Origin of the sequence: Paenibacillus sp. E222 (assembly GCF_013401555.1) — a bacterium.
Lineage (GTDB): Bacteria > Bacillota > Bacilli > Paenibacillales > Paenibacillaceae > Paenibacillus.
The window spans coordinates 6,333,108-6,345,151 of the sequence record NZ_CP058552.1; the positions used below are offsets into that span (position 1 = coordinate 6,333,108).

General features: G+C 45.2%; 12 protein-coding genes and 1 other RNA gene. 6 read left to right on the forward strand and 7 right to left on the reverse strand.

The genetic code is table 11. From position 1 onward, the window contains the following. Positions 1-59: 59 nt before the first annotated feature. Positions 60-686 carry a rhomboid family intramembrane serine protease gene (locus tag HW560_RS27980; RefSeq protein ID WP_063564796.1) on the reverse strand — a complete coding sequence of 209 codons (627 nt, stop codon included), beginning with the start codon at positions 684-686 and terminating at the stop codon, positions 60-62. 148 nt (positions 687-834) lie between these two features. Here HW560_RS27980 and tpx point away from each other — a divergent pair, with 148 nt between their 5' ends. Continuing rightward, positions 835-1,353, forward strand: coding sequence for a thiol peroxidase (gene tpx, locus HW560_RS27985; protein WP_090895608.1), 519 nt, complete (start codon positions 835-837; stop codon positions 1,351-1,353). 73 nt (positions 1,354-1,426) lie between these two features. Here the strand turns inward: tpx and HW560_RS27990 are convergent, their stop codons facing one another. From HW560_RS27990 to HW560_RS28005, 4 genes are all read right to left on the reverse strand, one after another. After that, positions 1,427-1,819 carry a DUF1499 domain-containing protein gene (locus tag HW560_RS27990; RefSeq protein WP_024629239.1) on the reverse strand — a complete coding sequence of 131 codons (393 nt, stop codon included), beginning with the start codon at positions 1,817-1,819 and terminating at the stop codon, positions 1,427-1,429. 185 nt (positions 1,820-2,004) lie between these two features. Further along, positions 2,005-2,196: non-coding RNA, 6S RNA (ssrS, locus tag HW560_RS27995), on the reverse strand. Positions 2,197-2,247: 51 nt separating this feature from the next. Next, a complete protein-coding gene (locus tag HW560_RS28000) occupies positions 2,248-3,084 on the reverse strand; it encodes a YesL family protein (RefSeq protein ID WP_090895603.1) in 837 nt (278 codons plus the stop codon). Between the two features lie 183 nt (positions 3,085-3,267). Continuing rightward, positions 3,268-4,851, reverse strand: coding sequence for a degradosome RNA helicase CshA (locus HW560_RS28005; protein ID WP_090895601.1), 1,584 nt, complete (start codon positions 4,849-4,851; stop codon positions 3,268-3,270). Between the two features lie 312 nt (positions 4,852-5,163). Here HW560_RS28005 and HW560_RS28010 point away from each other — a divergent pair, with 312 nt between their 5' ends. From HW560_RS28010 to HW560_RS28025, 4 genes are all read left to right on the forward strand, one after another. Beyond that, complete coding sequence (locus tag HW560_RS28010; RefSeq protein WP_373565017.1) at positions 5,164-5,976, forward strand: YitT family protein; 813 nt, start codon at positions 5,164-5,166, stop codon at positions 5,974-5,976. 175 nt (positions 5,977-6,151) lie between these two features. After that, on the forward strand, positions 6,152-6,340 hold the full coding sequence (locus tag HW560_RS28015; protein ID WP_029880762.1) for a hypothetical protein: 189 nt from the start codon (positions 6,152-6,154) through the stop codon (positions 6,338-6,340). Positions 6,341-6,501: 161 nt separating this feature from the next. Further along, on the forward strand, positions 6,502-7,683 hold the full coding sequence (locus tag HW560_RS28020) for a putative glycoside hydrolase (RefSeq protein WP_179265242.1): 1,182 nt from the start codon (positions 6,502-6,504) through the stop codon (positions 7,681-7,683). 209 nt (positions 7,684-7,892) lie between these two features. Further along, positions 7,893-9,254, forward strand: coding sequence for an MATE family efflux transporter (locus tag HW560_RS28025; RefSeq protein WP_090902093.1), 1,362 nt, complete (start codon positions 7,893-7,895; stop codon positions 9,252-9,254). Positions 9,255-9,337: 83 nt separating this feature from the next. Here HW560_RS28025 and pfkA read toward each other — a convergent pair whose 3' ends face one another. Further along, on the reverse strand, positions 9,338-10,309 hold the full coding sequence (gene pfkA, locus HW560_RS28030; RefSeq protein ID WP_076292040.1) for a 6-phosphofructokinase: 972 nt from the start codon (positions 10,307-10,309) through the stop codon (positions 9,338-9,340). A 54-nt stretch (positions 10,310-10,363) separates the two neighbouring features. After that, positions 10,364-11,443 (reverse strand): tetraprenyl-beta-curcumene synthase family protein, encoded by a 1,080-nt coding sequence (locus HW560_RS28035; protein ID WP_175480778.1) that lies wholly within the window; start codon positions 11,441-11,443, stop codon positions 10,364-10,366. Between the two features lie 302 nt (positions 11,444-11,745). On the opposite strand from HW560_RS28035, the gene HW560_RS28040 reads away from it, so the two are divergent. Then, positions 11,746-12,024, forward strand: coding sequence for a hypothetical protein (locus HW560_RS28040; protein WP_090895592.1), 279 nt, complete (start codon positions 11,746-11,748; stop codon positions 12,022-12,024). Positions 12,025-12,044 lie beyond the last annotated feature (20 nt).

A 12,044-nucleotide genomic window follows, 5' to 3' on the forward strand; every position in this document is an offset into this window, starting at 1 on the left:
TCCAATCTGCTCTATACCCTACTTATCCGTGATTGCATTCCGTCTTCAGATCAATTTGACTACTGCTTAAAGCTACGGGGTTTCCACAAGCGGATGAGAAGTCCATAAATGAAGAATCCACCCAACAACCCGCCCAAATGCGCCATCCAGTTAATGCCCGTCATAGCAAAGGAAAAAATAATACCGAATACAAGCAGCGTATACAACGTTTTACGCGAGGTTTCGTCCATCATTGTTCGCTGGAACAAGGCTACATACAGAAACGCACCATAGATTGCGTAGATCGCACCTGAAGCACCTACCGAGATTGTCGTTGCTCCAACCGAGTTATACCAGGCAACAGCCAGAATATTACCCAGAATGCCTCCACCCAAGTACAACACACCATATCTCACCGACCCAAGCAGTCGTTCCATTGGTGGTGCAAATACGATGAGAGCAAAGCTGTTAAACAACAAATGGCTGAAACCAGCATGCAGGAACATCGATGTAATGTAACGCCACCAATCTGCTGCAAATAATTCATGGTTAACAAGCGCTCCAAACTTAAGCAACGTCATACTGTTTGTGGAACCACCGTTCAAACTGAGCACAATAAACATAACAACATTGGCAATTAAAAGAATCGACGTCAAAGGGAAAAATTTTAAATAACTTTTCCAGTTCTCATACCTTATAAATATCATAAGTTTCTGCTTTCACTCCACCCTGTTCAGATCGGCCTGCAAATCTGACCCATTCTAATGATCCTTCGTCCGAATTGGACAATGCCTTTCATAAAAGATTATAATGGATTTTGGCACGGATCACCAACTTATAAGGAGGAACATTATTATGGCACAAGAACGTACAGGCGCAGCCACCTTTAAAGGCAACCCTATTACACTGATCGGACCCGAATTGAAAGTGGGTGATCAAGCACCCAATTTTACACTGAGTAAAAACCTGGTTGAAGATGCATCCCTGAAAGACTTCGCAGGTAAAATCAAATTAATCAGCGTTGTTCCTTCACTGGATACTGGCGTATGCGATGCCCAAACCCGTCGCTTCAATGTTGAAGCAGGAGATCTTGGAGACAATGTTGTCGTATTGACAGTAAGCGTTGACCTTCCTTTTGCACAAGCACGCTGGTGCGGCGCAGCCGGAGTTGACCGCGTTGTAACACTGTCTGACTACAAAACACGTTCATTCGGTCAAGACTACGGTGTTCTGATCAAAGAATTCCAATTGGACATGCGCTCCATCTTCGTGTTGGATGCTGAAGACCGAATTACATATGTGGAATATCTGCCTGAAATGACAGACTCCCCTAACTTCGAGCAAGCGATTTCCGCTGTAAAAGCCTTGCTGTAAAAGGTAGTTCACGTTCAGAACAAAAGCGAGGAAGGTTAACCTTCTCTCGCTTTTTGTTATTCATCCATCTATTTCAATCGTTTGACTTATACTTACTCAGCTTCTTATCCAAAACGGAGAACAAGTTCATGATCGTTCGATAATTAGAACCCAGGTCTCCAAGTGAACCACGTGAAGCCGAATACATATCGACCGCACTTCGTACAGGACTTACCGATATAATGGAAACCGTAATATCCATCGTCCGTCCAAAGGTAGTCCGCTTCTCCAGTATAACCTCTCCCACAGAAGGCACTTCATGCAGCACTTTATAACCCGGGATTTTTTTGAGTGTCGAAGAAACCTCTTCCCAGGCTCTGTCTTTGGATAAGTTATAATACCGTGTTTTTAATTTGGGATCCTTGGCTCGATCGCTGGTTCCCTCCATGCTGCGGATGATACCGACGAGCGTTCTCTTTAAGGTCAAGACCCTTCCTCCTTTGATGTAACCGTTCCATTTATGTATACTAGTGTAACATTGTTCATGTAGTAACAAAAGGGCAAGCGACACTTTTAACAAAATACAGCCAATCCAACAAAATAAGCTCAAATAAAAAGCACCCTGAAATTCCTGGATTAGAGGAAAGAGTCAGGGTGCTGTACATGATAAAATAGGAACCCGCCTATGCCGTCCGGCTACATTGTCTTATGAACCTGCTTAGCAGGTGGGTGGCCGCAAAAATGTTTTTTGAAGTCCCCATGTCATATAGACAGGGCGTTTCAGCAACATTCTGTATTGATCTCCCGAAGACATCATCATTGGTTCAAAACAACGAATAACCGAAACGTACATCGCAGGATGTACAATTATTATATCCCTAACTGTGTAAAAAGTAAATGGTGACAGCTCATGTTTTATTTTTGGAGATTATCTTGTTTTTCGTCAGATGGCTTAACCTCAGATGGTTCATGGGCCTCTATCGTCTCAACTGACTCCCCTGCCTGTTCTGCAGCTTGTGCAGCTTCCTCTTCTTCTTTCTTCAACTGCATCTTCTCCATCTGCTCCTGCATCTTATTAAACGTTGCGTAGAAGTTGAAGAAAGCAAACCAAGCAACAATACTAATAATGAAGAAGATGAACAAGACCGGATAACGAAAACCGATATAGAACAACAATCCACTTCCCAGCAGCGTGGAAAATACACGGAATGGTCTAATCAGCGTCAACAGCACCGCATTTTTGATGATCAATCCGATGGACATGTGGTAATGTACCACCATCGAGAAGAAGTTAAAGAGAGAAACAAACAGCAGCAGCAATAGTACGAGCATAATAATTCCGACCAGCTGCATATTCTTGAATTGTGTCATATATACTGTGTAATCCAGATACATGATGGCAAACAGCAAGGTATAGAAGATACCTCCGATTAAACTTTGTTTGTAGTTCTCTTTGTAACCTACAAAGAAAGTACGGAAGATTGGCACGTCCGTATCCCCCATATTCCATTTACGTACAACCGTAAACAGGGCCGATGTCGCTGGGAATAGTGTAAGCGGTGCCACAATGGCTATAGCCCAGTTCATTTGTAGTGATTCGTTGGCCAGGTTCTGCTGCATCACGAGCAGTTTCATAATCAAGAAAAACAAGAACGGAGACGAACAAATAGCCCACAACAGATTGGTTGCGGCCAGTCTCGTAATCCACTCTGTAAGTCGGTAGATCCCACCCATAGCTCCTTTAAATTCCAAACAATTCTCCTCCTCCGCAGCCTTGCGTCTAACCTGAAGTCTAATAATATTAATATACCTTATTATAGATAGGAAAAGCCAGCCCTTCCCGAAAAGAGATCGACAGTACACTGGTTTGGCCTAATCTGCACATAAAAAAATGGAGCAGTCGCCCTGCCCCATTTTCCAGTTCACGCTTGTATATTATTCGAAAGAAGAATCTTTCGCAGGACGACGTCCTTCGTTGTTGCTTGGACGCGGTTTGCGGTCACGGTTGTAACCACCTTCTCTGCTTCCACTTCCACTACCACTGCTGTTACGATCGCGGTTGTATCCACCACGTCCGCCGCCACTGCTGTTGCGATCACGGTTGTATCCACCGCCACCACCACTGCTGCGGTTGCCGCTGTAACCAGATGGTTTGCGTCCGCCAGAGCGAACATCCGGTTTACGACGTTTTGCACGAATTGGATCTTCAGGAGTCAGATCAACCTGAGCATCTTTTTTGTCACCTGTCAGGAGCTTCAGAGCAGCCGACAACAGTTGAACAGAATCATATTGCTCCAGCATTTGAATCGCGATACCTTTGTATTCGTTCAGTTCACCAGATTGTACGATTTCGAGCAAACGCTCAGCTGTCAAACGTTGTTTTCCTTCTACAGCCTCAGCCATAGTTGGCAGCGGTTTGCGCGGAATACGGTGACGTGTTACACGCTCGATAAAGTGCAGGTGGTCGATCTCACGCGGAGTAACGAAAGACCATGCAGCGCCCTCTTTACCCGCACGACCTGTACGGCCGATACGGTGAACATAACTTTCCGGATCTTGCGGAAGGTCAAAGTTCACAACGTGAGTTACGCCGGATACGTCGAGACCACGTGCAGCTACGTCTGTTGCAACGAGAACATCAATGCTGCCGTCACGGAACTTACGCATTACTGTATCACGTTGGTTTTGCGACAAGTCACCATGCAGACCGTCAGCAGAATATCCACGTTTTTGCAGAGCTTCAGCCAATTCGTCAACACGACGTTTAGTACGTCCGAATACAATCGCCAGTTCAGGAGATTCCATATCCAGCAAACGGCTGAGTGCTTCGAATTTTTGACGCTCTGGCACTTCAATGTAAGCTTGGTCAATCAAAGGTGCGCTTACTTGTTTAGGGATCACGGAAACGTGCTCAGGGTTGTTCAAGAATTGTTGAGCCAATTTTTGAATGTTAGGAGGCATTGTTGCTGAGAACAGCATTGTTTGACGCTCGTCTGGAACTTGTTTCAGGATGGATTGGATATCTTCCATGAAGCCCATATCAAGCATTTCATCTGCTTCATCCAATACAACAGTTTGTACATCATCAAGTTTGATTGTTTTGCGGTTGATGTGGTCCAGGAGACGTCCTGGTGTACCAATGATGATCTGTGGTTTTCTTTTCAGTGCACGGATTTGACGAACGATGTCTTGTCCTCCGTAAATTGGCAGGGAGCGCAAACCTTTGAAGCGGGTGAGTTTTTCGATTTCTTCGGCAACTTGGATCGCAAGCTCACGTGTAGGTGCCATAATGAGGGCGCGGATTTTTTCATCACTTTTGGAGATTTTGCTGATCAATGGAATACCAAATGCAGCGGTTTTACCAGTACCCGTTTGAGCTTGACCGATCAAGTCTCTGCCTTCTAGAGCAAGAGGGATTGATTTGGATTGAATCGGAGTGGCCTCTTCAAAACCAAGTTCGGTGATTGCTTGCAGCACCAGTGGTTCAAGATTGAAATCTGTGAAATTTAAATTTGTCAAAATTATTCATACTCCTTCTATATGGTGGACATGGTGGACAATCCACTTTGTTGTCTGTATTCTTAAGTAGCGTTAATATTTATAGGTTATCCCATCAAGTCGAATTATTTTCACAAAAGAACATAATTCGTGAATGGGTCCCCAACATAAGACTAAAACTACATACATGTGTTTGAAACATTTCAAATTTTATCGTTCCATTTGGAAAAAGTTTCCTACTCAAGAATATCCACAAATCATTATATCACAAAACAATTCAAGATTACCAGCAATCTGGTTTTAAATATAAATGAGGTGATTAAATTGCCCAAAATGATTTGGCACTTTTTAGTGATCGTATTGGGTGCTGCAGCTATTGCCTGCGGCTTCAACTGGTTTTTGGTTCCCCATCAGCTTCTTAGTGGCGGGGTATCCGGTATTTCCATGCTTCTTGGTTATTTTACAAATTTGAATCTTAGTATAATGTATTTTGTTCTTAACATTCCTCTGCTCATTGCAGGTTGGTTTATTCTTGGACGACGTTTCATTACATTAAGTATTGTTTCGGTAGCGGCCACTTCATGGTTCATCGGGCTTCTGCCTGTTTTTGTTGTGGCAACAGATCCTCTTCTGAGCTGTGTATTTGGCGGCGTATTAGTGGGATTGGGCACCGGAGTTTCCTTTCGAGTAGGCGGATCCACAGGCGGGCTGGACATCGTTGGTTCCATTTTCACCCGTAATCGTGATTTCCCGATTGGTACGGTAATGGCTGGCATGAACGGAGCCATTATTATGCTCGCAGGTTATCTAAATGATGACTGGAACATCGCGCTTGCCTCCATGGTTTCGATCTATATCACAGGCAAAGTACTGGATCTGATTCATATCAGCCATGTCAAAGTCACCTTGTACATTATTACCAATGAAACCGAAGCGATGTTGAAAAAATTGCTTATTCGCCCTCGTGGGGTCACCAAAATTAAGACTCAGGGAGCATATACAGATATCGAAAAGGACATGTTAATGACAGTGACTACTCGCTACGAACTCGTTGAAATCAAACGAATTATCAAGGAAACTGATCCGAAGGCATTTGTTAATATTGTGGAAACAGTTGGAGTTATGGGCTCTTTCCGCCGAAGTTGAGACAGATGTACGGTTAACAATTCAAAACATTGTGGTATAATAACGGTGTACGGCTCCTAAATATGTTGTATAGCAGGATGTGCCCTTCAATTTCACAGAACCATGTGCTTTTCCGATTCGCGCCGAATGACTTACCATTTTGGAATTCGAGTAGGAAAGGGTGATTATTGTGGATATGGAAACGGTAAAACTGTTTGAAATCGTCAACAGATGGTGCCCGGAAATGCTCCCTTTCTTAAAACCGAATGAGCTCGACTCACTGATTGTTCTCCGGGATGGGCTGGGCATCCTGGAACAGGGAGACGCAATGGAAATCATTCAGTACAGTATTTGTGAGCATCAAAATGAGATTTACATTCAATAATTTTTTTTAGATTGATCACGCCGCTTCTTGTGGGGGTTACCCTCAACAGGAGGCGGTTTTCATTTTTCCCATGTGTTTCATCACTTGAATATTATGGTTAAAAGCCCAGAGGCTTTATTGTATAATTCAAACATGGAATGCACATAGGGGAGTGGAAATGAATGAATATGTTTTGGGCTTTACTGGCTATGGCGTTGGGAACCTTCAGTGGTACACCAGGTACAGCCGAGCAAGGGAATCAACCCTTTCAATCATTAACAAGCAGTTTCAACACCGCCATCATTCAATCTCAAAAAGACCAGGTCGTTATTGATGCGGATAACCCACCTGCCAAAATCGACCCACAACCCGATGCACCCGTTGTCAAAGGCATTTACGTGACGGCTTACAGTGCTGGTGGTTCACGTATGACATCATTACTCGATCTAATGGATAACACCGAGCTCAATTCCATGGTCATTGATATCAAGGACGATCTCGGATACATAACCTACCCTACGGAGAACAAGACGTTACAGGAAATGGGCAAATCCCAGCCTTTTATCCGTGATATGGATGCTTTGATGAAACGTCTGCAAAAACATGATGTTTACCCAATCGCACGAGTTGTCGTATTCAAGGATACAATTCTCGCCAAGAAAAATCCGGAGCTCTCTTTCCGGAATAAGGACGGTTCCGTATGGGCCAATGGCAAAGGCGACAGCTTCGTCAATCCCTACAGCAAGGAAGTATGGGATTACAATATAGAGATTGCCAAGGAAGCTGCCAAATTGGGATTTAAGGAAATCCAGTTCGACTATGTTCGTTTTCCGGAAGGTTTTGAAACGCGTGCAGACGCACTGAAATACACCAAGTCCGACAAGTCCCGGGTCGACATTGTAGCCGAATTCGTGCAGTATGCACGCAAGGAACTTGCACCGCTGGGCGTTCGAGTCTCCGTTGATATATTCGGTTACGCGGCCTCAGTACCCGCAGCCGAGGGTATTGGACAGGATTTTGTGAAAATATCTGAAAATGTGGATGTCATCTCGCCGATGGTTTACCCGAGTCATTACTCCACCGGCTGGTACGGTGTGAAGGACCCTGACAAAGACCCTTATACGACCATCAAAGGCTCCATGAAAGATACACATAAGAAGCTTGATCCAACCAAGGAGCTTAAACCCGTTATTCGCCCATGGATTCAGGACTTTACCGCAAGCTGGCTAGGCAGTGGACATTACATCAAATACGGCAAAAAACAGGTAGAGGACCAGATCCGAGCAATGAAAGACATGGATGTGGATGAGTACCTGCTATGGAATGCCTCCAATCGTTATACACCAGACGTAAACTATAAATAATGGACTTTTACTCTTATTCACTCTATTCCAACAACCTCGTTCCATCTCATCTGGAGCGAGGTTTTTTTTACTATGTTCTCACCCATACCTTCCGAACAACTATGTTTCCCTCCCTATTCAAAATGAGTAAAATCCACTACAATAAATAGCTGTCCGAACATGAAAGTTTAGTGATAACTCTTAAGAATAGTGAGGCACTGCCAGTGAACATGATCACCACCAGCTTTTCTCAAAAAGTAAAGCAATTCCTGATTATATTTCTACCCATCTTCACCACACAAATCGCCCTCTCTGCCATGTCGTTTTTCGATACCAATATGTCAGGCAAGTTCTCCCCGGCTGATCTTGCGGGTGTCGCCATCGGCACAAGTCTGTGGTTGCCGGTGCAGACAGGACTAAGTGGTATTCTGATTGGCATTACACCTGTCGTCTCCCATCTGCTCGGTTCGAAGCGTAATGACAAGATTGGTCATAGCGTCATTCAAGCATTATATCTCGGTGTGGCGGTCGGAATCGTCGTTCTGGCAGCAGGCACATTGCTGCTCAGTCCGATTCTAAACGGAATGCCCTTGGAGCCGCGGGTTGCCCAAGTCGCTTTCTATTTCCTGTGTGCTTTGGCTTTTGGGATCATCCCCCTTTTCGGTTACACTGTGCTGCGAAGTTTTATGGATGCACTGGGCCAGACACGGATCACCATGATGATTACGCTAGTCTCGCTGCCTGTAAACATCTTCCTGAACTATTTACTTATCTTTGGACGCTGGGGCTTCCCCCAACTGGGAGGTGTCGGAGCAGGTGTGGCTACGGCAAGTACATACTGGCTCATTTTTCTCCTCAGCCTTTTTTTCGTACACCGTATTGAGCCCTTTGCCCAATACGGGATCTTTCGAAATTTGCCCAACGTTTCATTGACCAAATGGAAAGAGCTGCTCAAGATCGGCGTCCCCATCGGTTTCGCTACTTTTTTTGAAACCTCTATCTTTGCAGCAGTCACATTATTAATGAGCCGGTTCGACACGATTACGATTGCTGCCCACCAGGCGGCCCTGAATTTCGCTTCTACGCTGTATATGCTGCCTGTGAGTATATGTATGGCCCTTACGATTCTAGTAGGCTATGAGGCGGGCGCAGGGCGTGTGAGAGACGCAAAGCAATACAGCCTCCTGGGTATCGGAGGCGCCATTGGGCTCTCTCTGTTAACAGCTGTGGTATTACTGGTATTCGGGGAACAAATTGCAGGCGTGTACTCGAATGATCGCGAGGTTATTGCTTTGACAAAGCATTTCCTGATTTACGCCATCTTTTTTCAAATCTCTGATGCCATTGCCACCCCAACGCAGGGAGCACTTCGGGGCTACAAAGACGTGAATCCTGCATTGATCATAACGTTTGTCGCATACTGGATCATCGGTCTACCTGTCGGCTACATCACGGCTACGTATACTTCACTCGGCGCCTTTGGATACTGGGTTGGACTGATTGCAGGCCTTGCCGTTGGGGCAACGGCGCTTCTATGGAGATTGTTCCTTGTGCAGAAGCAAGCCTCGATTCGTATGGTCGAAAATAAATAGTGGACTTATAAAAAAGAGCACAGCCCGCGGCAAAACGGGACTGTGCTCTTTTGATTTGAACTTTTGGTGATACAGAAACTGGATTATTGGGACAAACGCTGTGCAAGCTGGTAAGTCTCCATATCGAAATCTTTTTTGGTATTAACAACTTTATCAATATCCGTCAGGGTCAGTTCACCCTTGATAATACCGCAACCTTTGTCTGTCTCCCCTGCAATCAGACTGCGTACGGCGAAATCTCCCAGACGGCTGGCAAGGTTACGGTCAAACGGAGTTGGCGTACCTCCACGCTGAATGTGACCCAAGACAGTTACACGTGGCTCATACGTTGGGCAGCGTTCCATCAGTTCTTTTGCTACATCCTCACCTTTGCCCACGCCTTCAGCTACGATGATGATACTGTGACGTTTACCATGTGCAAAGTTGGCTTTCATGCGATCTGCCACTTCGTCCATGTCAAACGGAACTTCCGGTACAAGAATCGTTTCTGCACCTGATGCGAGTCCTGCATGTAAAGCGATATCGCCACAGTGACGACCCATAACTTCAACGATGGAAGAACGTTCGTGTGAAGACATGGTATCGCGCAATTTGTTAACTGCATCTACTACTACGCTTACTGCTGTATCGAATCCGATCGTGTAATCGGTGAAAGAAACGTCATTATCAATCGTTCCCGGAAGACCCATCGTGTTGATACCCAGCTTGCTCAGTTTGTTGGCGCCGTTGTAAGAACCGTCCCCACCAATAACAACCAGGCCGTCAATGCCGCGTGCACGCAGAATGTCTGCACCTTTCTGCTGACCTTCAGCGGTATAGAATTCCTTGCAGCGTGCCGATTGAAGAACCGTTCCCCCACGCTGGATGATATCCCCTACACTCCGCAAGTCCATTGGGAAAATATCGTTATTCAAAAGACCTTGGTATCCACGTTGAACCCCGTACACTTCGAGACCGTGAAACAGTCCGCTGCGAACAACCGCACGAACAGCCGCGTTCATCCCTTGTGAATCACCACCGCTCGTTAAAACTGCGATTTTCTTTACTGCTGTCATGATGTTTCTTCCTCCTCTAGTTTCACTTCAGGCTCCCACCACAATACGCCTGACTTACATATGCTTACGAATCCAGCGGCTAAAGATAAAGAAAAATACTCTTGTCATCGGACTATTCTTCATCAAACGCTTGGAAACGACGCGAACTTCCTGTTGTTCGCTGACTTTGGGATCAGACAGGTAAATGGCAAGCAGTCCTTCGATAATCATCCGGTGAAACGCACTCCCCGGAATTTTCTGCACATCACTGCGGGCCATCTCCACAATAAAAGCAATTCGGTCCAGCATTGTCTCCACATTCTCATAATAATTGCAGAAGTTGAGATCTCCTCCGATACGATCTTCATCCTGATCGATTAAATAATCAAGCATAATGTGCAGTGCGCATACATGAGGAAAATAGGCAGTGTGGATCGAAGCCGCCTGCTCTTCTGTCAGCTGATCATCACTCGCAGCCAGAAACAGCATGAATACGCCCAGCGTAGAGCCGGTAGCGGCGGCAAATTCGTTCCAACGGAACTGAGGTGTACGGTGGCGATGTTCAGACCACCATTCCAGCAATGCTGTTTCTCTCAGTTCCGGCTTGATGTGCTTATATACCTGCAGGTCCGTGTATAGGCCTGCCAGATCCTGAATTTGAGGCTTGGCGGATGCATATCCTGGCAGCTGACGAGTCAGCTCCTGACATGAGGTCACCAGATTCCTTAGGTATCCACCATCATCCTGCTCCTCGCGGAGCGCATAATAATTGACAGGGGTTGCTTCGGGATCTACCGCATCAAGCATAGATTGATGGAGAAGCCGAAAGTCATTCGGGTCCATCGATGTACTGCGATCACAAAGATTGTCCAAATAATCACTAATAGTCTGATATGAAACGATCAGTGGAATCAGAATGTGCCTGTTCGGCAAATCAGGTAAAGCATAAACGGTCCCGCCTTCACAGTGGAACTGCTTGTCCCTGAGACTGGCCAGTGCCTGATTGCGCAATTCCTCATTCGGAATTTTCTCAGCTTGGGCACGCCATCCATCCAATTCCTTTCGCGTTTCCGGAATGGTGTATTTGTACACCCCTCTCATCAATGCCAACGGTCCACGCGGATATTGATGACGATTTCGATTTGATTGGCTCAAAATAAATGTGCCTCCACTTGGTTGAATACGTATTAGAGCGATTTTTAACCAATCCTATTATAATATGATCCCCTTAATTGTACAAATGATCTCCCGCATAATCACGGCAAAAAATCACACCTACGAATGACTTGTTGCAAAATACCCCTTCCATTCACACCACACGTCATTCTATTTTACCAAATCAACAATAAACCTCCATGACTTCGATAAGCACTGTAAAAAAATACAATCGATAATCATGTAAGACCTGGGGATATTAAATTATGCAATGCAAATTACCCACTAGGAGGAATTCAAGTATGAATAAAGCAACCATTGTTTCTCTGTCTGCTTGCCTAATGCTGGCTGTATCCGGTGCTTCTGCATCCGCATCCGCTGCAACTGAACCGATGCACAAAATGGAGAAATCCATGCACAAAGCAGAGCATAAAGCAGAGCACAAAATGCACACGAAATCGCATAAAGGCAAGGAACACAAGCTTCATCAGAAATCCGTCAACAAAGAGCATAAAATCCATGCAAAAAGCGTTACACCAAAAGCCCTTCCTAAAACAGGATATGGCGGCGTAAGCGAGTAAAAAAGTAACAAGAGAAAAGA